This window comes from Arthrobacter cavernae (assembly GCF_017368795.1).
GTDB classification, from domain to species: domain Bacteria; phylum Actinomycetota; class Actinomycetes; order Actinomycetales; family Micrococcaceae; genus Arthrobacter; species Arthrobacter cavernae.
On the sequence record NZ_JAFNLL010000002.1, the window covers coordinates 91854 to 112726 of the forward strand.

The 20873-nt window shown below is 67.6% G+C and carries 16 protein-coding genes and 1 pseudogene; 13 read left to right on the forward strand and 4 right to left on the reverse strand.

What is annotated here, in order from left to right; translation table 11 throughout:
• Nucleotides 1–20: 20 nt before the first annotated feature.
• From nirB to J1902_RS00490, 13 genes and pseudogenes are all read left to right on the forward strand, one after another.
• Nucleotides 21–2654: a nitrite reductase large subunit NirB gene (nirB, locus tag J1902_RS00430; protein ID WP_207614222.1), complete on the forward strand. Its 2634-nt coding sequence runs from the start codon at nucleotides 21–23 to the stop codon at nucleotides 2652–2654.
• An 8-nt stretch (nucleotides 2655–2662) separates the two neighbouring features.
• Nucleotides 2663–3697 carry a uroporphyrinogen-III C-methyltransferase gene (cobA, locus tag J1902_RS00435; RefSeq protein ID WP_207614223.1) on the forward strand — a complete coding sequence of 345 codons (1035 nt, stop codon included), beginning with the start codon at nucleotides 2663–2665 and terminating at the stop codon, nucleotides 3695–3697.
• Nucleotides 3698–3707: 10 nt separating this feature from the next.
• Nucleotides 3708–4883 (forward strand): uroporphyrinogen-III synthase, encoded by a 1176-nt coding sequence (locus tag J1902_RS00440; protein ID WP_242701412.1) that lies wholly within the window; start codon nucleotides 3708–3710, stop codon nucleotides 4881–4883.
• Nucleotides 4884–5011: 128 nt separating this feature from the next.
• On the forward strand, nucleotides 5012–7666 hold the full coding sequence (locus J1902_RS00445; RefSeq protein ID WP_207614224.1) for a GMC family oxidoreductase: 2655 nt from the start codon (nucleotides 5012–5014) through the stop codon (nucleotides 7664–7666).
• Nucleotides 7663–9723, forward strand: coding sequence for a hypothetical protein (locus tag J1902_RS00450; protein WP_207614225.1), 2061 nt, complete (start codon nucleotides 7663–7665; stop codon nucleotides 9721–9723). The genes J1902_RS00445 and J1902_RS00450 overlap by 4 nt, the downstream gene beginning before the upstream one ends.
• A gap of 2 nt (nucleotides 9724–9725) precedes the next feature.
• The gene (locus tag J1902_RS00455) at nucleotides 9726–10763 is read left to right on the forward strand and encodes an alpha/beta fold hydrolase (protein WP_207614226.1); all 1038 of its coding nucleotides are present in this window, start codon (nucleotides 9726–9728) and stop codon (nucleotides 10761–10763) included.
• Nucleotides 10760–11728 (forward strand): acetoacetate decarboxylase family protein, encoded by a 969-nt coding sequence (locus J1902_RS00460; RefSeq protein ID WP_207614227.1) that lies wholly within the window; start codon nucleotides 10760–10762, stop codon nucleotides 11726–11728. Before J1902_RS00455 ends, J1902_RS00460 begins: the two co-directional genes overlap by 4 nt.
• On the forward strand, nucleotides 11725–12207 hold the full coding sequence (locus J1902_RS00465; protein WP_207614228.1) for a DUF1772 domain-containing protein: 483 nt from the start codon (nucleotides 11725–11727) through the stop codon (nucleotides 12205–12207). Before J1902_RS00460 ends, J1902_RS00465 begins: the two co-directional genes overlap by 4 nt.
• Nucleotides 12204–12689: a hypothetical protein gene (locus J1902_RS00470; protein WP_242701413.1), complete on the forward strand. Its 486-nt coding sequence runs from the start codon at nucleotides 12204–12206 to the stop codon at nucleotides 12687–12689. The genes J1902_RS00465 and J1902_RS00470 overlap by 4 nt, the downstream gene beginning before the upstream one ends.
• On the forward strand, nucleotides 12686–14047 hold the full coding sequence (locus tag J1902_RS00475) for a patatin-like phospholipase family protein (RefSeq protein ID WP_207614229.1): 1362 nt from the start codon (nucleotides 12686–12688) through the stop codon (nucleotides 14045–14047). Before J1902_RS00470 ends, J1902_RS00475 begins: the two co-directional genes overlap by 4 nt.
• Nucleotides 14048–14183: 136 nt before the next feature.
• Nucleotides 14184–15100, forward strand: a pseudogene (locus J1902_RS00480) (FAD-dependent oxidoreductase).
• A 136-nt stretch (nucleotides 15101–15236) separates the two neighbouring features.
• The gene (gene deoC, locus J1902_RS00485) at nucleotides 15237–15929 is read left to right on the forward strand and encodes a deoxyribose-phosphate aldolase (RefSeq protein WP_207614230.1); all 693 of its coding nucleotides are present in this window, start codon (nucleotides 15237–15239) and stop codon (nucleotides 15927–15929) included.
• 54 nt (nucleotides 15930–15983) lie between these two features.
• The gene (locus J1902_RS00490; protein ID WP_207614231.1) at nucleotides 15984–16211 is read left to right on the forward strand and encodes a hypothetical protein; all 228 of its coding nucleotides are present in this window, start codon (nucleotides 15984–15986) and stop codon (nucleotides 16209–16211) included.
• A 68-nt stretch (nucleotides 16212–16279) separates the two neighbouring features.
• On the opposite strand, the gene lepB is transcribed toward J1902_RS00490, so the two are convergent.
• From lepB to J1902_RS00510, 4 genes are all read right to left on the reverse strand, one after another.
• A complete protein-coding gene (gene lepB / locus J1902_RS00495; RefSeq protein WP_307794335.1) occupies nucleotides 16280–16744 on the reverse strand; it encodes a signal peptidase I in 465 nt (154 codons plus the stop codon).
• A 46-nt stretch (nucleotides 16745–16790) separates the two neighbouring features.
• The gene (locus tag J1902_RS00500; RefSeq protein ID WP_242701414.1) at nucleotides 16791–18275 is read right to left on the reverse strand and encodes a multicopper oxidase family protein; all 1485 of its coding nucleotides are present in this window, start codon (nucleotides 18273–18275) and stop codon (nucleotides 16791–16793) included.
• A 281-nt stretch (nucleotides 18276–18556) separates the two neighbouring features.
• Entirely contained in the window at nucleotides 18557–19816 is a 1260-nt protein-coding gene (locus J1902_RS00505) for an S-layer homology domain-containing protein (protein ID WP_207614233.1), read from the reverse strand.
• A 240-nt stretch (nucleotides 19817–20056) separates the two neighbouring features.
• Entirely contained in the window at nucleotides 20057–20869 is an 813-nt protein-coding gene (locus J1902_RS00510) for a metal-dependent hydrolase (protein ID WP_207614234.1), read from the reverse strand.
• Nucleotides 20870–20873 lie beyond the last annotated feature (4 nt).

The following is a 20873-nucleotide window of genomic DNA, read 5'->3' on the forward strand; positions in this document are numbered from 1 at the left end:
AACTTGCGAAAGGCCCACCCGTGACCGGACACACTTCAAGCATCGAGAACCCGCGCCGCATCGTTGTCGCCGGAGGCGGCCCCGCTGCCCACCGATTCGCCGACGCCATGCATACCCGTGGACTCGAAGGCTGGCAGGTCACGGTACTGACGGAGGAAGCACACCTTCCCTACGACCGCGTGGCGCTGAGCAAGGCACTCACCGAAACAGACGTGGACCTCACCCTGGGCAACGCGTCCATGTGGGAGCACGAGGCCCTGGACCTGCGGACCGGCGAGCGCGCCGTGAAGATCTGCACCGTTTCCCAAACGGTCACCACTGCGGCCGGCAACAGCTACGAATACGACGAACTGGTGGTCGCCACCGGTTCCGACGCCGCCCGCCTCCCCATCCCGGGAGCCGAGCACACCCACGTTTACCGCACGCTGGAGGACGTCTGGGCCATCAACAAGGCCATCGCCGAGCTGACGGAAAAGCTGGGCCGCAAGGTCAACGCCGTCACCATCGGCGGCGGCCTCCTGGGCCTCGAATCCGCAGCCGGCACCGAGCAGCTCGGCGCCACTCCCATTGTCATCAACGGCTCGCCGTGGCTCATGAACACCCAGCTGGACGAGGGCGCGGGCCAGGCCCTGGGCCGCCTGATCGAAGCCAAGGGCTTCGAAGTGCACGGTGGCGTCTTCCCGTCCGAGGTTGTAACGGACGACGACGGCCAGGTCACCGGCGTCCTCATGGCCGACGGCCGCACCATCGCCGCCGACATTGTGATCGTGGCCATCGGCGTGAAGCCGCGTGACGAACTCTTCCGCGCGGTAGAGGGCGAAGAGCAGCTGTTCGGCCTCGGCCCCCGCGGCGGTGTGGTCATCGACGATTCCTGCGCCACCGAGGTTCCCGGCATCTGGGCCATCGGCGAGGTCGCCAACTTCGAGGGCATGTGCCTGGGCCTCGTGGCCCCGGCCAACACCATGGCCGAGATCGTGGCGGATCGCCTCCACGGCGGAGAAGCCACCTTCCCCGGCTTCGACACCGCCACCAAACTCAAGCTCTCCGGCGTGGACGTGGCCAGCTTCGGCGACGCCTTCGCCAGGACCGAGCACTCCCTCGAAATCGTCTACGCGGACCCCGCGCGCGGCGTGTACCAGAAGATCGTCACCACCGACGACGCCAAGACCCTCCTGGGCGGCATCTTCGTGGGCGACGCCTCCCCTTACATGAGCCTGCGCCCCTTGCTGGGCCGCGAGCTGTCCGCCGAACCGGGTGCCTACCTCACGGCGGCCGGCGGCGGCGACGCCCCGGACACCGAACTCCCGGACGACGCCATCCTGTGCTCCTGCAACAACGTGACCGCCGGAACCATCCGCGACACCGTCAACGGCTGCGGCGCCTGCGACGGCAACGCCCCCGTCCAGGAACTCGGTGAGCTCAAGGGCTGCACCCGCGCCGGAACCAGCTGTGGATCCTGCGTGCCGATGCTCAAGAAGCTCCTGGAAACCGAACTGACCAAGTCCGGCGTCGAGGTCTCCAAGGCCCTGTGCGAGCACATCGAACTCTCCCGCCAGGAACTGTTCGACGCCATCCGTGTCCTGGAACTGACCTCCTTCGAGGAGATCATGGCCAAGTACGGCACCGGCGCCGGCTGCGACATCTGCAAGCCCACCATCGCCAACATCCTGGCCAGCCAGAACAGCGCCTACGTGCTGGACGCCGGCCGCGGCACCCTGCAGGACACCAACGACCGCGCCCTGGCCAACATGCAGAAGGACGGCACCTACTCGGTGGTCCCGCGCATCGCCGGCGGCGAGATCACCCCCAAGGGCCTTGGCGTCATCGCCGCCGTTGCCGAGAAATACAACCTCTACACCAAGATCACCGGCGGCCAGCGCATCGACATGTTCGGTGCCCGGCTGGAGCAGCTGCCGGAAATCTGGAAGGAACTGGTGGACGCTGGCTTCGAATCCGGCCAGGCCTACGGCAAGAGCCTGCGCACGGTGAAGTCCTGCGTCGGCTCCACCTGGTGCCGCTTCGGCGTCCAGGACTCGGTGGCCATGGCCATCGCCCTGGAACTGCGCTACCGCGGCCTGCGCAGCCCGCACAAGCTCAAGATGGGCGTGTCCGGCTGTGCCCGTGAATGCGCCGAGGCCCGCGGCAAGGACGTGGGCGTGATCGCCACGGCCGACGGCTGGAACCTTTACGTGGGCGGCAACGGCGGTGCCACCCCGGCCCACGCCCAGCTCCTCGCCAAGGACCTGGACGACGAGACGCTGATCAAGTACATCGACCGCTACTTCATGTACTACATCCGCACCGCCGACCGCCTGCAGCGCACCGCGCGCTGGCAGGAAGAGCTCGACGGCGGCATCAAGCACGTCGAGGACGTGGTGGTCAAGGACACGCTGGGCATCGCCGAGGAGCTCGAAGCGGCCATGGCCAAGCACGTGGACACCTACGTGGACGAATGGGCCGACACCCTCAAGGACCCCGAGCGCCTGCGCCGCTTCCGTTCCTTCGTCAACGCACCCGACCAGAAGGACGACTCCATCACCTTCGTCTCCGACGAGCGCGGCCAGATGCGCCCGGCGACCAACGAGGAAAAGGGCGGTGTGCTCATCGCCTCCACCATCCCGGTCCGCAGCGCGGCCGCCGGCGTAGAGAACTAGGGGCAACCATGCAGCTCACCATCGACCTCACCGGCCGCGAAGTCCTGGTCACCGGTTCGGCCACGGCAGCCCGCCAGGCCGTCCGCCGTTACGAGGCCGCCGGCGCGGTGGTCTACCGGCTGAGCACCCCTGACGGTGCCCCGGGCGACGGCCACCTCCCCGAGCGCCCCTTCCTGGTGGCAATGGTCGACGACGGCGAGCCCGGCTGGGAGCCGCTGCTGCAGCGCTGCCTCACGGCCGGGATCCCGGTCAGCACCGAACCGGCACCGGGACCCGAAGGACACGTCACCCTGGTGGGCGGCGGGCCCGGCGCCCTGGACCTGCTCACCGTGGGTGCGGTCAACGCCCTGCGGGATGCCGACGTCGTGTTCTACGACCGGCTGGCCCCCTACCAGCTGCTGGCATCCCTGAGCTCGGCGGAGCTGGTGGACGTCGGAAAGAAGCCGGGCCACCACAAGGTGACCCAGCGCGACATCGAACAGCTCATGGTGGACAGTGCCCTGGCCGGCAAGAACGTGGTCCGCCTCAAGGGCGGCGATCCCTACGTCTTCGGCCGCGGCGGCGAAGAAGTGGCAGCCTGCGTGGCCGCCGGCGTCCCGGTCCGCGTGATCTCCGGCGTCACAAGTGCCATCTCCGTTCCGGCGGCGGCAGGCATCCCCGTCACGCACCGCGAGGTCAGCCACATGTTCACCGTGGTCTCCGGCCACGCACCGCTCACGGACAAGGAGCACACCCACCTGGCCGGGCTCGGCGGCACCATCGTGGTGCTCATGGGCATCGGAACCCTGCCCCAGCTGGCGGCCGGGCTGCGCCGCGCCGGCATGAAGGCAGACATGCCGATGGCCGTCGTCGAACGCGGCTACCGCCCCGGCCAGCGCACCACCATTGCCGAGCTCGGCACCATCGAAACGGCAGCCTCCGGCTGCAGCAACCCGGCCGTCTTGGTCATCGGCGAGGTGGTCCGGGTGGCTGAAGCCAACCGGAATCATGCCGGTGCCTCCGCTGAACTGAGCCGGCTCGCGGCTTCGCTTCTTGAAGCCTGAAGGAAACCCCATGAGTGCACTGAACACCCTTGAATCGCCCGATACCGTCAGTCCCCTCGATACCGTCCGTCCGGCCGCGCTGCCGGATCCGTCCGACGCACCCCTGGACGGCTTCCGCATCGGCGTCACCTCGCACCGCCGCTCCCGGGACCTCATCGAGGCCCTCGAGCGCCGCGGCGCCACGGTGCTGCACGCCCCTGCGCTGAAGATCGCCCCGGTGCAGGAGGACGAGTCGCTCATCCAGGACACGCGTGCCATCATCGACGCCCGCCCGGACATCTGCATCGCCACCACCGCCTACGGGATGCGCCGCTGGTGCGAAGCCGCCGACTCCTTCGGCATCGGCGAACAGCTGCTCGAAACGCTGTCCGCCTGCCGCATGTTCGTCCGGGGACCCAAGGCCCGCGGCGCGGTCCGCGCGGCCGGCCTGGCCGACGTCGGGATCAGCAGTGACGAAACCACCGCCACCCTGGTGGACATGCTGCTCGCTGAAGGCGTCCGCGGCAAGACCGTTGCCGTGCAGCTGCATGGCTACACCGATGTGCGCCAGCTGGAGCGGCTGCGCATGTCCGGCGCCACGGTCCTGACCGTGACCCCGTACCGCTGGGTCAAGCCCGACGGCGCGGACAAGCTGCCGAGGCTGATCGAGGCCGCCTGCAGCGGCAACCTGGATGTGCTCACGTTCACCAGCGCCCCCGCGGTGGACGCCGTATGGAGCACCGCCCACGAGATGGGACTCTACAAGCAGCTGATCGAAAGCCTGCAGGGTCCCGTGACGGTTGCCGCCGTCGGGCCCGTGACGGCCCAGCCGCTCATCGACGCCGGCCTCTCGCCCCTGATCCCGGAGCGTTTCCGGATGGGTGCCCTCATCCGCCTCGTCACCGAGCACCTCGCCCTGAACCACGTGCGCCGGCTGGAGACCAGCACGGGCCACATCGAACTGCGCGGCCGCTGCCTGCGGATCGACGGCGAGGTGGTGGAGCTGGCACCGGCCCCCCTGCTGCTCCTGCGCGCCCTCCTCGGAGCCGGAGGCGCCGTGCTGTCCCGCGAGGCGTTGTCGGATCTGCTGGAGCTTCGCGGCTCCGTCCATGCCCTGGACATGACCGTCAGCCGGCTGCGTTCCGCCCTGCCGGACGGCAAGCTGGTCGAAACGGTAGTGAAGCGCGGGTACCGGCTCCGCGTCTGAGACTTACGGCGGGAGAGCGCTCAGCCTTCCCATAGCCTTTCCTGCCGGGAATTACTCCAAGTCATGGACAGATTCCAGGCCCGGTGGGAACATAGCGCTATATTTGCTCTTCCTCGAGAGGAACGGCCATGGTTGGGCTGGAGGCCATTGAGGCCGTGGATGCCGTGGTGGTGGGTTCGGGCTTTGGCGGCTCAGTGGCCGCCCACCGCCTGTCCGCAGCCGGGCAATCCGTGGTGCTCATGGAGCGCGGCAAGCCCTACCCTCCTGGGAGCTTCGCGCGGACCCCGGCCGAGATGGGCCGCAATTTCTGGGACCCGGACCGCGGACTGTACGGACTCTTCGATGCCTGGACGTTCCGCGGCCTGGAAGGCCTCGTGTCCAGCGGCCTGGGCGGCGGCTCCCTCATCTACGCCAATGTGCTGCTCCGCAAGGACGAAAACTGGTTCGTCAAGGAATCACCGGTGCCCGGCGGCGGCTACGAGAACTGGCCGTTCACGCGGGCCGATCTTGACCCGTACTACGACGCCGCGGAGGCCATGCTCCAGCCGGTCCCCTACCCGTACCGGGACACCGCCAAGACCAACGCCATGGAGGCCAGCGCGGCAGCGCTGGGCCTGTCCATCAGCCGTCCGCCCATCGCCGTCACCTTCGCCGCGCGGCCCGGCGCGGTCCCCGGCACCAACCAGCCCCTGCCCGCCGCGCCCTACGGCAGCGTCCACGGCGAAGGCACCGTCAGGACCACATGCATCCTGTGCGGCGAATGCGACATCGGCTGCAACTCCGGCGCCAAGAACACCCTGGACCACAACTACCTCTCGGCGGCGGCCCGGCACGCGGACCTCCGCACCTTCCACGACGTCCGTGGCATCCGCCCCCTCGACGGAGGGGGCTACGAGGTCCGCTACGTCGTCCACGACCCCGCGAACCCGGGCGCCCTGCTCACCGAACGGCTCATCCGCTGCCGCAGGCTCATCCTGGGGGCCGGCACCTTCGGCACCAACTTCCTGCTCCTGCGCAACCGCGGCTCGCTCCCGGCGCTCAGCGAGGCCCTCGGCACGCGCTTCAGCGGGAACGGGGATCTGCTGACCTTCATCATGGACGCCAAGACGCGCGGCAACGGCTCGGACAACGGCAACGGCGCCGCCACCGGTGTGCGGACCCTGTCCGGGAGCCGCGGCCCGGTGATCACCACGGCCATCCGTGTGCCGGACACCCGCGACGGCGGCGACGGCCGCGGCTACTACGTGGAGGACGCCGGTTACCCGGCCTTCATGAACTGGCTGATCGAAACCGGGCAGCTGGGCAAGGTTGCCGCCCGCACCCTCCGGGTGGCCAGGCAACTGCTCAAGGACAGGCTCTTCGAGGCCCGGCGCTCCAACATCTCCGCCGACGTTGCCGCGGCCCTGGGCGACGGCCGGCTGTCTGCCAGTTCCCTGCCCCTGCTGGGCATGGGCCGCGACATCCCCGACGGCGTCATGGGCCTGCAGGACGGCAGGCTCGCCATCGACTGGACGTTGTCCACGTCAACGGCGTACTTCGACAGGGTCCGTTCCACCATGGCCTCGATCGCCCGGGAACTGGACGGGGACTTCGTGGACAACCCGCTCTGGTGGGCCAAACGCGTCATCACGGTGCACCCGATCGGCGGCGCACCGGCCGGGCGCAACCCGGCCGAAGGGGTCTGCGATTCCTACGGCGAAGTATTCGGCTACCCCGGGCTGTACGTGGTGGACGGGGCCGCTATGCCCGGCCCGGTGGGCGCCAATCCCTCGTTGACCATTGCGGCCTTCGCCGAGCGGGCCTGCGAGCGCATCCTCGACGCCGGCAGCACTCCTGCCGCCGACGGGACTGCTGCTGCGGGCGGGACAGACGCACGGAGCCGCGGCGGACTGGAGGCAGCAGCAAAGCCGGCGGCCGCCCCGGTGGCGGCGGGCGCCGTCGTCGACGCCGCAGAGCTGGCTCCCCGCGCACTGGCACCGGACGCCACCAAGGGGAAGTCCGGGCGCGAAGAGCGTCCCGCCGCGGCTACAGCGCCTGCCGAAGGCGGGACCCGAGGGCGGGTACGCGGACTGGACGCTGGAAGGGCGGCGGCCGGACCGCAGGCGACATCCGTCAGCTTCACCGAACAGATGCACGGCTGGTTCAGCCCGGGAGTGGCCGATCCGGAGAAGGGCCGCAGCCTGGGCCGCGACAGGGGCCGGCGGATCATGTTCGAACTGACCATCACGGCCGAGGATATCGACGCCTTCGTGGCGGATCCCTCGCACCCGGCCACGGCGGAGGGCTACGTCCTGGTGGACCAGTTCGGCGGCCGGCTGCCGGTGGAGCGCGGCTGGTTCAATCTGTTCGTTGCCGACGGCCCCGGTGCAGGATCCGACGCCGGACCCTCGCGCCGCATGCTGTACCGCCTGTGGCTGCGCGATCCCGGCGGCACCCCGCTGACGTTCACCGGATTCAAGGAGATCCGGAACGACGCCGGGCTGGACGTCTGGGCGGACACCACCATCCTGTACGCCACCATCCTGCGCGGCCATGTGCCGCCGCCGGAGCCGCTGCTGGGTGCAGAGCCGGAGCCTGGCGCCGTCGATCCCGGAATCGCCGGCGCCGGGATCCTGCACATCCGGCCGCTGGACTTCGCCAGACAGCTGACCACTTTCCGGGCCGTGGGCCCCTCCCCGGCCGCGGGGCTTGCCGCGTTCGGGAAGCTCTTCATGGGCGAGCTGTGGTACGTCTACGGCCGGGCCGCCAAACGCGTTCCGTTCCCCTTCAAGCCGCGGCCATGAAACGCCGGGAGCTTGCGGAACACCGCGCCGTCCTGGGGTTCACGCCCCGGGAGGCCGTCCGCTGGCTCTCGCCGATGTCGCTGGCGCGGACCGCGTTGAAGGTCATGGCCGCCACGGTCTTCGCGGACTTCGGCGACAAGCGCGAACTGGAGGGCGGCTTCCCCTCCGATCCGCTGGACCTGGACCGGCTTCCGGTGCCCGGGCAGCCCGCCCAACCACCGGTGGGCAGCAGGCCCCTGCCGTCTCCCGGGGAGCCCGCCGCCGAGGAAGCCGCAACCAGCAACACGGGCAAGGAACTGTGGCTCGACTTCGCCGCGGACCTCGGCGACGGCTTCGACGCCACATACTCCGTGGCGCTGCTGCTGGCCCAGGAAACGCTCGACGTCGGCGGCGCGGTGCTGCCGCGCGGCAGGGTGCTGGTGCTCGGCGGCGACGAGGTCTATCCCGTGGCCTCGCCCGTGGCCTATGAGGACCGGATGACCGGCCCCTACCGGATGGCCTTCCCGGCGTCTCGAAACCCCATCCCCGGAAACGCCGCCGGAGGCCCCGCCGGGCCCCCGGCCGCCGTTGCCGCCCCTGCCGCGGTCATGCTGGCGCTCCCCGGCAACCACGACTGGTACGACGGCCTGACCTCGTTCATCCGGATGTTCACGCGGCAGCGCAGCATCGGAGCCTGGCGCACCATCCAGACCCGCAGCTACTTCGCCGTGCGGCTCAGCGGCGAAGGCCCTCGCGAAGGACACCAGGGCACTCCCGGCTGGTGGCTGCTGGGGCTGGACAGCCAGCTGGGGCAGTACATCGACGAACCACAGCTGGACGACTTCTACCGCAACGTCACCACCCGGCTGCAGCCAAGCGATGCCATCATCCTGTGCGTTGCCGCCCCGTACTGGGTCTACGCGGACCAGCCCGGCAGCAGCGAGTTCCGCCAGGTCAACTTCTTCGAGCAGGACTACCTGCGCCGGCGCTTCAACCCGGACACCGGCCTGTTCGAGGCCACCGGGGCCACCGTGCGGCTCTGGCTCAGCGGCGACCTCCACCACTATTCGCGCTACGAGCAGCGCGGCCCGGGCGAGGCCCAGGAGCTTCCGCCGGATCCCGCCCGCGCCCAGCTCATCACCTGCGGCCTGGGCGGCGCCTACCTGTCCGATGCGCACTGGCTCCCACAGGACGTTGTCCTTCCTCCCATGGCAGGCTCGCCGGGGGAATCGGCCGCCCAGCCGCCGTCGTCGGCTGTGCCGGAAGCAAGCGGGCCGGAGACAACAGCGCCCGGAGCAAGCGGCAGGCGTTTCACCCGCATGCCCGGCATCTACCCCCAGCCTGCGGATTCCCGGCGCTACGGCCGCCGCCTGGCCAACCCGCTGTCCCCGTACTGGCTGCCCGTGCGCAATCCGGGGTTCGGCGTGCTGCTCGGCATCGTGCACTTGGTGGCCTTCCTGACGCTGTGGACAGTGTTCAGCGCCTTCCGCGGCCTGTCCTTCGTGGACAGCCTGCGCGGCCTCACCCGGGGAAACACCCTGCTGCTCGCCGTCCTCCTGCTCGCCGTCCTCCTGGTCGCCGTGCCGCTGGTCCTGCTGGGCCTCCTGGCCCTGCTGGCCAAGTGGCTTGGCCTCGCCCGCAGGGGCCTGGTGGTCTTCCTCCGCGGCGCCCTGTACCAGCTGTCCGCCCTCGCGGTGAGTGCCGCCGTCGTGATCCTGATTCCGTGGCCCAATCCCTGGCCGCATTTCCTTATCGCCGCCCTCGCGCTCGCGCTGGTGTACGTGGGCGGCTGGGCCGTGGGCAGTGAGGCCTTCGCGTTTTTCATCCAGGGGACGCCGGGCGGCGAGGTGGCTTCGTGGCGGATGTCCGGCCAGGCCATCGAGGACCACAAGGGCTTCCTGCGCCTGCACCTGGCCCCGGACGGCTCCGTCACCGTCTACCCGCTGGCCGTGGACAGCATCTGCCGCGACTGGAAGTTGGAGGACAACGACGACGGCGCCTGCCTGGTGCCGGTGTCCGGCCTGCCCGCCGTCCGGCTGCTGGAGCAGCCGGTCACCATCGCCCGGAAGGGAGCCTGACCATGACCATCACCCGGGCCGAACACCGGACCGACGTCATCCCGTTCCGGGCGCGGGACAACACTCCGCTGAGCCTGGTGCACGTGAGCTCGCCCTCGGAGGCCACCAAGGGGCCGGTTTTGCTGGTCCACGGTTCCGGGGTGCGGGCCGAACTGTTCCGGCCGCCGATTCCCACCACCATCGTGGACGTCCTGCTGGACGATGGCTGGGACGTGTGGATGCTGAACTGGCGGGCCTCAATCGACCTTGACCCGCTATCCTGGACGCTCGCGGATGCCGCCGTGTACGACCATCCCGCCGCCGTCGAGCACGTCCTGGACGCGACCGGCGCGGACACGCTCAAAGCCGTGATCCACTGCCAGGGCTCCACCTCGTTCACGATGTCCGCCGTGGCCGGGCTGCTGCCCCGGGTGGACACGATCGTCTCCAACGCGGTGTCCCTGCATCCGGTGGTGCCGCCGTTCTCTCGGCTGAAAATCGACTACCTGACCCCCATCGTCAAGGTGTTCACGCCCTATCTGTCCCCCGCCTGGGGCTACAAGTCGCAGGGCTACTTCACCCGCTTCATCCGCGGAATCGTCAAAGCCAGCCACCACGAATGCGACAACACCGTTTGCAAGCTGGTGAGCTTCACGTACGGCAGCGGCCGCCCGGCACTGTGGTCGCACGAAAACCTCGACCACGCCACGCACGAATGGCTGAAGGGGGAGTTCGCCGAGGTTCCCATGACGTTCTTCAAGGAAATGGGCCGCAGCATCAGGGCCGGGCACATGGTGGCGGCTGGCAACCACCCCGAGCTTCCGCGGAACTTCGTGGCGCAGGCACCCCAGACCGACGCCCGCTTCGCCTTCCTGGCCGGGCAGGACAACCTGTGCTTCCTGCCCGAAAGCCAGGAGCGCACCTTCGATTTCTTCCAGCAGCACCGGCCCGGCAAGGACTCGCTGCACCTCATCCCCGGCTACGGCCATCTGGACGTGTTCTTCGGCGCCCGGGCCTGGCAGGACACCTTCCCGATCATTGTCCAGGAGCTGAACTCATGAAAAACCTCACCCAGCTGCTTGCCCCGCTGCTCAGGCTCATGCCCTCCCCGGTCCCCCGCCGCCAGGAGCAGCTGCGCGGCCAGCACGCCCGCGTGGACGGCATCAAGTACCTGATGCCGGTGAACTCGGACGATTCCCCGGTGCTCATGGCCGCGTTCCCCATCAACAAGCGGGCCGCGGCCACCGCCCTGCCGGGCCGGGAAATGCGGCCGTTCAGCCTCGGCGGCAAGGGCCTGCTGGTGGTCACGGTGGTCAACTACAAGTCCACGGACATCGGCAAATACATCGAATACTCGCTGGCCATCGCCATCACCCACGGCAGCCGGCCCGCGCCGCCCATCCTCCCGCTGCTCTTCCAGAAGACCTTCAAGCTGGGCCAGTTCGTGGTGGACCTGCCCGTCAGCACCGAGGTCTCAGTCAAGGGGGGCAAGGGAATCTGGGGCATGCCCAAGCACCAGGCCAATCTGGACTTCGTGGTCACGGACACCACGGTCTCGGCCCAGTACGAGCAGGACGGCGTGCTGGGCTGCTATATCGAAATCGAACGGCCCGCCCCGCTCGGACTGCCCCTGAAACTCGCAGCCTCCAACTACTGCGCTTTCCGCGGTATGCTCTGGAAATCGGACATCTACTTTGAAGCCACCGGCGACATCGCCCTCGGCGGGCAGGCCAAGGCGCGCCTCGTCCTCGGCGACGCGCCCGGCGTCGCGCCGTTGAAGAAACTGAAAGTGGGCAGCAAGCCGGTCTTCACCGCCTGGCTGCCCGAGGCCCACGGCGTGCTGGATGACCACTACGAGACCTGGTTCCTCACTGCCCCCACCGAGGCCGAAGCCGCCGCCATCCGCGGCGGCGACATGATGGACAGCGTGGTGGGCCTGGGGCAAGGGCAGGACTGGCTGGAGCCGCCGGACCGCAGCACGACCCAGGAATCCCGCGTTGAGCCCGGGCGGGGAAGCTCGCGATGAACTGGCTGCTGCTCCTGAATGCGCTCTACTTCCTGTTTGGCGCCACGATGTACGTGGGCACCATGTGGGTGCTCAAGTGGTTCCTCTACCCCACGTGGCGCTCCCTGGCCCGCGACAACGTGGACATGCATTTTGGCACGCCCACCCGGCAGGCCACCAAGTTCTTCACCCTGGTGGTCCCTGTCATGTTCATCTCCGGCGGCGTTCTGGTGTGGTCCGAGTGGGGCACCGTCCGCGTCATTCCGGCCGTCATCTGCCTGCTCGGCATCATCGTCCTGACGGTGGTGGGCCAGGGCATCATCATCCCCATCAACGTCCGGATCCGCGGTGGCGACTTCAAGGACGACGGCGAACTCCGGTCCTTGCTGCAGCGCTGGATGGTTCTCAACGACATCCGCTTCTACGTCTCCACCCTGACCTGGGCCGCCATGGTGTGGCTCCTGGCGGACCGCGGCCGTCTGCTGGAGTCGTTCGCATGAGCGCGACCGGCCAGCCGCACGGCCACCCGGGCCGCCAGCACCGCCCGCATCCCCCGGGCACCCTGAGATGGGCGGCCGCCGATCCCCTGCGCGCCGTTCTTGCGGCAATCGCCGTCATCACGGTCGTATCGGGCGCCGCTCAGGTGCCGTTCGGCGGGCCCATCCTGCAGCTGCTGGGCGCGGAGCCGACGCCAGATGCGCGCCAGCTGTTCGGCACCGTGGGCATGTTCATGGTGGTGGTGGGCGGGCTGCTGCTGCAGACCCTGCTCAGCGCGTCCCCGTCCACAGACGTGGTTTTCTGGTCCGGGCTCCAAAAGCTGGGCGCCTTCGGTGCGGTGGGCACCGGCGTGCTGAACTCCGTGTTCTCTCCCCTTGCGCTGGCGGTCGCCGTCTTCGACCTCACGACGGCGGTGCTCCTGTATCTGTACTGGCGCCGGCTCACGCGCGTCGAGGACGCAGCACGTCCCGGAGGCGCGGCATGAAGCGCTCGCTAGTGCTCGCCGGCGGCGGCATGCGCGTGGCATGGCAGGCCGGTGTGGTCCGGGCCCTCGCCGAGGAAGGGCTGGAATTCGACCACGTGGACGGTACCTCGGGCGGTATCCTCACGGCCGGCATGATGCTCTCCGGGGTCTCGCCGGAAGACATGTGCAGCAACTGGTCCGGGGTCAACGTCAAGGACTTCGGCTCGGCCCTGCCGCTGGGCGATTACCTGAAAGGTCCGTGGTCGCTGCCCGCGATCGGCGACGCGGACGGCCTCCTCACCAAGGTCTTCCCGGCTCTGGGGATCGACGCCGGGGAGATCAGCCGCCGCGCGGCGGAACCGGGCGCCGTCGGGGGTTCCTTCAACGTGGTGGAGTTCGGCGGGAAGCGCTGCCACGCGATTGACGCTGCGGACATCGACGCCGAGCTGATGGCCGCCGGCATGTCCCTGCCGATCTTCCTGACGCCGCTGCGGCGGGGCGCGCAGATCTGGACCGACGCCGTGTGGGTGCGGGACGCCAATGTGGCGGAGGCGCTGCGCCGCGGCGCCGAAGAGGTATGGCTCATCTGGTGCATCGGCAACTCCCCGTACTGGGGCGACGGCCCCCTGGAACAGTACGTCCATATGATCGAAATGAGCGCGATGGGCGCACTTCTTGCGGACTTCGAGACCGCCCAGGCGGCTGGACGTGAGTTTGTGCTGCATGTGGTGCGGCCCGAGCATCCGCTGCCGCTGGACCCCGAGTTCTACCTGAACAGGATCGACGCCGACACGCTGATCGGCATGGGCTACCGGGACGCCCGGAGGTACCTGGACACCATGACCCCGGAAGGGCTCGCCAAGGACGCGAGCTGCACTGCCATGACCGAGCCCGCCCCCGGCGTCAGGTTCAACGACACTCTCCGCGGCACCGTGGACGGCGAAACAGTCACGTTCAAGGCCACCGTGGTGCTGCCGTCTGAGGACGCAGGCCAGCAGCCACAGCTCTCCGGTTTCCTGGACTATGCGCCCTTCGGGCCGCGCGTGTTTCTCGCCGATGGCCGGCTGGAGGCCAGGGGTGAGGAGCTCAGGTACCGTGCCCGCGTCAGGCTCGACGACGGGTGGCAGGACCTCGCGGTCACGCGGACTCTCCACGACGACCCCGGCCCGGATGCCTGGGCCGACTCCCGCCAGGCCCGGCTCCAGCTCGGCACCAGGCTGGACACCGGGCTCACCATGAGCCTCGCCGACGCCGCCGGGCTCCTCGCCTCCATCGAACCCGTGGGATCGCACGGCTTCGTAGACCGCGCCGCCGCGGTGGGCGCCTTCGCTGCCAACGGGCTGAGGGAACTGCTGCGGCGGTACTCAAGCGCAGTGTGATGCACATTATTACCGGCCGGTAAACATGGTGTGTCCCCGTGCTGCAAAACGGCAACAGGAGGGAAACAACGCCGAAAAACCGCAACCCTACGCTGGAGACCAATACCTGAAGGTCAGTCCAGCGAAAGGGCCAAACATGTCCGCCACCCCGTCCGCAGCATCCCCCCGCATCGTCATCGCCGGCGCCGGTCCTGCTGCCCAGGCGCTGGTCCGCCGCCTGACCAGCCGGCCGGGCGCAGCACCAGTCGGCGGAACCATCACTGTGCTCAGCAACCGCGACGACAACCCCGAAGCCCTGCTGGATCTGGCGGCCCTCCCCCAGGTCTCCGTCCGTTTCGGCCAGCCGGCAAGCTTCATCGACGCCACGGCCCGCATCGTCGCCACGAGCGACGGCATGGAGTTCGCCTACGACCACCTGGTCATCGCCACCGGCTCGGCACCCGCGCTGCCTCCTGTCCAGGGCGCGGAAGGAGGGTTGAGCTACTCCACGATCGACGACGCCGGGCCGATCGGCGATGCCGTCAGGGACATCACACGCGTCCTGGGACGCCGCCCGCTCGGCATTCTCGTGGGAACCGGACCGGCCGCCGGCCAGGCAGAAGCCGTACTCCGCGCCCGGGGCGTCCGCCCTGTGCGCACCACGCTCCGCCCGGCCGCCGTCGTTCCCTCCCCTGCGGGACGTTCCAGCGCCGAATCAGTGCTCCCCGCAACTGGCATCGTCTTCGAGGACGGCAGCAGCATGAACGGTGACCTGGTGGTACTGGCCGAGGAGCGGACGCCGCGGACCGATCTCGCCGGAAGTGCCGGTCTGAGGACAGCCCCCGACGGCGGCATTGCCGTGGACATCGACATGGCCACGTCCGTGCCGGGCATCTGGGCGATCGGCGACGCGCCTCCTGCGAGGGGCTCCGCCTGGGTCTGGTCCTGTCCGCCGAGGCCGCTGCCGGGCGCTGCGCCGCCGGGCTCCTGGAAGACCACGGTCTCCTGGAAAACAAGGGTCAGGCGTCGGAACGCCGCCCGGGCGACGGCACCGCCACAGCGGCCGCTGCGTGATCAGCGCCCGCTGAGCCCCTGCCCCCTGAACCCGGGCCCCTGAACCCCGGCCCCTCGCTGTGGCAAGATGGTGCTTTGACGGGCAGTGACAACCTTGCGGCCACCGGGCCGGCCACGCCCGGCATGGAAGGATGCCATGAGCAACGAAGCAGACACCGGCGCAAGCATTGCCTCGTACATCGACCACACCCTGTTGAAGCCCGAGGCCAGCGAGGCCGAGGTCCTGAAGGTCTGCAGCGAGGCCGCCGAGTACAAGTTCAAGTCCGTGTGCATCAACCCGATCTGGGTCAAGACCGTCACCAAGGCCCTCAAGGGTTCCGGCGTGCTCACCTGTTCGGTCATCGGCTTCCCGCTGGGCGCCACACCGAGCGATGTGAAGGCCTTCGAGGCCCGCGGCGCCGTGCTGGACGGCGCCGACGAGATCGACATGGTGATCGACATGGCCGCCGCACGCGCCGGCGACAAGGGAGCCCTGGTGGATGACATCAAGGCCGTGGCCGAGGCTGTCCACGCCGGCGGTGCCATCCTGAAGGTCATCATCGAGACCTCCATGCTGAACGACGAGCAGAAGGTCCTGGCCTGCGAGGCCTCCGTGGAAGCCGGCGCCGATTACGTCAAGACCTCCACGGGCTTCAACGGCGGCGGAGCCACGGCCGAGGACGTGGCCCTGATGCGCCGGACAGTGGGACCCGGGCTGGGCGTCAAGGCTTCCGGCGGCGTGCGCTCGCTGGCTGACGCGCAGGCTATGATTGCTGCTGGTGCAACACGTATCGGCGCGAGTTCCGGAATTGCCATTGTCAAGGGCGAGCAGGGTTCGTCCGACTACTGACGCATCCGCACACGCCACAGTTTTTGAGCCCCGGAGGGGCCGAGGAGGAAAGCAATGTCCAAGAACGCCGTAAGCGCGCCCATTGAAAAAGAGAACAACCTCGTCCAGAGCATTGTTCTGTTCCTGGTCTGCATCGTCCTGTTCCTGGGTGCGATCTACTCGCTGGCCTTCCTGACGCTGGACAACGCGTGGCCGATGGCCGTCTGTCTGGGCCTGTTTGCCCTGGCTTTCTGGATCCCGCAGACCATTCTTGGCCGCTCGGATTCCGCCGGCGAAAGCTGATTCTTTTCATGGCTGTGGCCCGGGCTGATGCCCGGGCCACAGCCATTTAAGGCCTGGGCTCTCCGGAGCTATCCACGCTCCCCTAGCGGTAAAGTCAGCAGGACGCTGCCCTCCACCGAACCGGCGTCAACGGCCCCGAAGTCGCGGGAATCAATTGACGCCAGCCGGTTGTCCCCCATCAGGAACACCTGGCCCTCCGGGACTGCCACCGGTCCGAAAAAGATCCCGCCCATGTTGTGCATGTCAACGTATGATTCATGCACAACATTGCCGTCCACCACCAGTTCGCCGCCATAGATTTCCACGGACTGTCCACCCGTGGCGACTACCCGCTTCACGATCGATTCGCCGCTGGCAGGACTGTCCAAAGTGACGAGGTCGCCGGTGTGGATGCCGCCAAGGGCTGGCCCAAGCTTGTTCAGCACAATCACGTCCCCCGGAGCCAGTGTTGGCTGCATGCTGTCGGAGGCGACTCGTTCGGGCTGCAGAATGAAGATTCTGATGACCACCAGCAGGAGTATTGCCGTGGCCACCAGAACCAGGTCCCGGACCTTGGCCGGGGCGCGCCGAACACCGCCGCTAGGCTGGTGCCGGTGTGTCCCAGACCGGACGGGCCGCCTTGATAGGGTCGTTCGGATCGAATTCACCTTCCTTCAGGCCGACGCGGAACTGGATCATCATGTCGTGGTCCTCATGGGGCAGATTGTGGCAGTGGACCATGTACCGTCCCTTGTGGTGCTCGAACCGCATGATGACCTGGATTTTTTCATTTTCCCCGACGTACATGACGTCCTTCGGCCCCTCTTCGTAGGCGAAGGCGGGCTTTCCGTTGCGGCTGAGGATGTGGAAATCGACCAGGTGGATATGCACAGGGTGGAACCAGCCGCCGGATCTGTTTTCGATCTCCCAGATTTCGACGTCGTCCAGGCCCGGGTTGGCCCATGCCCACTGGAAATTGCTGGCAATCACGTCCGCCCAGCTCTTGCCGCTGAGTTTCCATTCGCCGTTTTTCCGCTCCACCTGCAGGTTCCGGGTGATCTTGGACTGTGAGCGCGCCAAGTGCATCACCGCGCTGTCCGCCAGCACCGTGGGGATGGTCCGGGCCGTTGGATCGTTCGTGTTGAACGGCTCATCCGTGACCACGAATTTCATGACTTTGTCTGTGTGGTTGTAGTCGATGTTGAACGGATTCGACTTGTTTCTCAGAACGATTTCCTGCCCCGGCTTGTACCGGGAGAAGTCAATCAGAAACTCGTAGCGCTCTGAGTTCGCGTGCCGGTACTCCCTGACCGGCTGCGGCTTGGGCATGAGACCGGCGTCAGTGGCAACGATGATCAGCGGGTCGCCGGTGCTCAGGTGGAACTGGAAGGACCGCGAAATGCTGCAGTTCAGCAGCCGGAACCGGTAGATCCGCCGCTTCACGTTCATGACGGGCCACGGGACGCCGTTGGCGAGAATGACGTCCCCCCAGAGGCCGCTGTGGCTGTGGTCGTCGTACATCGCCGAGCCGTTGGCCTGGAACTGGATGTCGCTGATCGCCAGCGGGATGTCGAATTCGCCCTGCGGGAGCAGCGCCTTCTCCACCGGATCATGGATGATGTACATGGCCGCCAGGCCCGAGTACGCATTCTGGGCCGTGAAGTGGACACCGTGGTCGTGGTACCAGAGAGTGCGCGCATCCTGGACGTTCGGGTAGTGGTAGTCCTTCTTGAAACCGGGCAGCGTAGTATCGCTGGCGTAGCCGTCGTACTGCGGCAGGGACGCCGAGCCGTGCAGATGGGTGGAGGTGGCGATCGGTGTGCCGAGCACCGGGTGCTTCCTGGGCAGCTGGTTCCGCATGGTCACCACGGCATGGGTGCCTTGGTCATTGCTGATTGTGGGCCCGGGAAAGACCCCGTTGTAACCGAGTATCGGCGTCTTGATCCCCGGCACGATCTCCATCGTCGTGGACTGCTCGGTCACCCGGTAGTAGTTCACGGGCTGTCCGTCCCCGGGATCTATGCCCCTCTTGTACGGGGCCAGAAACGGCGGGATGACGAATTTCTGGCGGAACGGGACGGGCATCCTTGAACTGTCCAGCCTGCTGGCCGATTTAGCACTGACAGTGGCCAGCGGTCCGTACAGCGCAGCGGCTCCGGTCAGAACACCGAAGCCACCCGCCGCAAGCAGACTCCGTCGGCTGATGGACATAACGATTTCCCTCCCCTTGGGCACAAACTAATCGTCATCAACAGGATGCGCCGGAACGCTTGGAGAAACCTTGGAGGTTTCGTTCGGCGTGCTAAAAGCAGCGGCCCCGGCAATGATGACCGGGGCCGCTGCCCTCACTCAGCTTGGTGATGGACCTACGGAAGCGGGGGTGCCCCGAAGGCCTGGTCGAAGCGGAAGAGGAACGCCGCCGTGGCATCGCGGTGGACGTCTTCAAACGGGTGGAACGTGTTGTCCGGGAAACCGGTGGTGATGCCGGTGGTGGACAGCCAGGACACTTCCTTAAAGAACTGGCTGGTAGGAGTCATGTCCGTAAACGGCGAGACGGCCGGCGCCGTGAAGGCAGGTTCACCGGCCAGACGGTAGATGAACGCAGCCATGTCCTTGCGGTTCACGGCCATCTGCGGCGCGAACGTGGTGGGCGTGAATCCCGTGGTGATGCCTTTACTCTTCAGCCACGTGATCTCTTTGTAGAACTGGTGGTTGGTCGGCACATCTGTGAACGGTGACACCGCCGGCGGTACGAAGGCAGCAGAGTCCGTGGAGAACCGGAACATGAACGCCGCCATCGCAGCGCGGCTGACCGAGCCCAGCGGCTGGAACGTACCGTTCGGGAACCCGGTGGTGATGCCCTGATCCTTCATCCAGGTGATTTCGGTGGCGAACTGGTGGTTCGTCGGGACGTCGGTGAACGGCCCGGCGAGCTTGCCTTGGATGGCGAACATGTTCGTCTGGATGGCGTTGACGCCAGGGCCTCCGACGTTCGGTCCTACCACCCGGAAGAAGTTGTTGCCCGTCGGGCTGCCTACCACTTCGTGGTCAACAGTAGGATCCCCGATGAACCCGGCTGGTGCTGCAGGTCCTACAGCCGGATCCCAGCGTAGAAACGGCTTCGAAGGCAGAGCCAGGCCGAAGTCCGCTTGGGAACACGGCGTCGCAAAGCAGCCGATGTCAACGGTATTGTTGATCTTGCCCCCTCCAACACCGTCGTCCTCCGCAACAAAGACTGCCGAACCGTAGGGATGGGTGACCGTGTAGCTTGCGCCAAAGTCAAGGCCATTGACCCGGATCCGCACCCGGTTGAACGCTATTTGTTCGCCGTTCACAGCCTCCTCAGTGGTGAACGCAGCCTCCTGCGCCAACACCAGCAGGGCATCCGTGGTATCCGTGGTGATGGCGGCCTCGCCGGCCCACCAGAAGGATTCCGGGGGGAAATTACCGCCACCGGGAGGGCTCACCGGAGCCTCAGGATTGGGCAGCTCGCCGGAGGCGAGGCAGAGCGGTCCCTCAAGGCACAGCTCCAATTGGACGCCGGCCGAGTCCGTATACCAGGCAGGATAGCCGTGGAATGGATCGATGGGCCCTGTCTCGGGCAGTGCGTGTGCCGGAACTGACATCACGGTCGCCAACATGGCCCCGGCCGCCAGCCCCGTCACCGCCTTTCGAAGCAAGTGCCGCTGCCCCCCTGAGCGTGGGCTGCGGCGAAATTTCGTCTGATTCATGAAAACCGTCCCCTTGTCGTCGAAGGTAACCGCTTCAGCCCGCGGTCGCCCGTTCGCCCACTGTGCTTGGCAAAGCTTGGGAAAACCCTTGGAACCCGAGTCGCCGCTCTCCGCTGCCGGTTTCATCGGAACGGACTAAGACCCCCGTCCGGCCTTGTCCAACAGGGCCTGCACGAGGGGCCAGTGGTCCTGGGCCAGTGCCCACAAGGCCACGCCCATTCCCACCATGGCGTAGCCGCTCACCGGGATGAGCACCAGCCATTCCCTGCGCGAGCCGGCCTTGCCCAGCAGCGGGATGGACAACGCCCCGTTCGCCTTCCAGATCCCGCTCACCAGCGGCAGCTTGCGCCAGAATTTGGGCGGCTTGATGACGATCGGCCAGAGGAGGGGGACTCCCCCCACCGTGATCATGTCCCCCACGATGTGGACCACGACGCCGGCCAGCATGGACAGCGGCAGCCATCCCCACTGCTGCGGGGCAAACCACGTGACCAGCCCAGCCATGACCAGGGCGAAGACCCAGTTGGCGAGCCAGCCATGTTTCGGGAACAGCTTCAGCGCGTCCGCGGCCAGGTTGATCATGAACATGCACAGCAGCCCCGCCCCGAGGGAAAGACGGCCCACCGGCGTGGCCACCTGGAACTGTGCGGCCATGGCCGCGAGGATCACGAAGGCCGAGGCCCCCAGCAGGGAATGCGTCCCCTGCCGGTGCCCGCCGCTGGCCTTCTCGATCCCGATCGCGATCACCTTCGAGAGCGGCGGCAGAGAATGGGCGATCGTGCTGGAGCGGTGGTCCCAGTCGCACACCAGCGCGGTTCCCGCCGTCGTCATGGCTCCGATCAGGATCCCGGTGGAGTCCAGCGGATACCAGCCCAAGGCATACGGACCGGTCGAGGCAATGGCTATCCACGCCGCGGCACCTGACGCGGCGTGGTGTCCTCCCATCATCCGG

Excerpts from the sequence above, each read along its gene's own strand:
- J1902_RS00450 (WP_207614225.1), top strand. The coding sequence starts at position 7,663 with ATGAAACGCCGGGAGCTTGCGGAACACCGCGCCGTCCTGGGGTTCACG.
- J1902_RS00465 (WP_207614228.1), top strand. The coding sequence starts at position 11,725 with ATGAACTGGCTGCTGCTCCTGAATGCGCTCTACTTCCTGTTTGGCGCC.
- J1902_RS00475 (WP_207614229.1), top strand. The coding sequence starts at position 12,686 with ATGAAGCGCTCGCTAGTGCTCGCCGGCGGCGGCATGCGCGTGGCATGG.
- J1902_RS00440 (WP_242701412.1), top strand. The coding sequence starts at position 3,708 with ATGAGTGCACTGAACACCCTTGAATCGCCCGATACCGTCAGTCCCCTC.
- J1902_RS00505 (WP_207614233.1), bottom strand. The coding sequence starts at position 19,816 with ATGTCAGTTCCGGCACACGCACTGCCCGAGACAGGGCCCATCGATCCA.
- deoC (WP_207614230.1), top strand. The coding sequence starts at position 15,237 with ATGAGCAACGAAGCAGACACCGGCGCAAGCATTGCCTCGTACATCGAC.
- J1902_RS00460 (WP_207614227.1), top strand. The coding sequence starts at position 10,760 with ATGAAAAACCTCACCCAGCTGCTTGCCCCGCTGCTCAGGCTCATGCCC.
- J1902_RS00490 (WP_207614231.1), top strand. The coding sequence starts at position 15,984 with ATGTCCAAGAACGCCGTAAGCGCGCCCATTGAAAAAGAGAACAACCTC.
- J1902_RS00470 (WP_242701413.1), top strand. The coding sequence starts at position 12,204 with ATGAGCGCGACCGGCCAGCCGCACGGCCACCCGGGCCGCCAGCACCGC.
- J1902_RS00500 (WP_242701414.1), bottom strand. The coding sequence starts at position 18,275 with ATGCCCGTCCCGTTCCGCCAGAAATTCGTCATCCCGCCGTTTCTGGCC.
- J1902_RS00455 (WP_207614226.1), top strand. The coding sequence starts at position 9,726 with ATGACCATCACCCGGGCCGAACACCGGACCGACGTCATCCCGTTCCGG.
- J1902_RS00445 (WP_207614224.1), top strand. The coding sequence starts at position 5,012 with ATGGTTGGGCTGGAGGCCATTGAGGCCGTGGATGCCGTGGTGGTGGGT.
- cobA (WP_207614223.1), top strand. The coding sequence starts at position 2,663 with ATGCAGCTCACCATCGACCTCACCGGCCGCGAAGTCCTGGTCACCGGT.
- J1902_RS00510 (WP_207614234.1), bottom strand. The coding sequence starts at position 20,869 with ATGATGGGAGGACACCACGCCGCGTCAGGTGCCGCGGCGTGGATAGCC.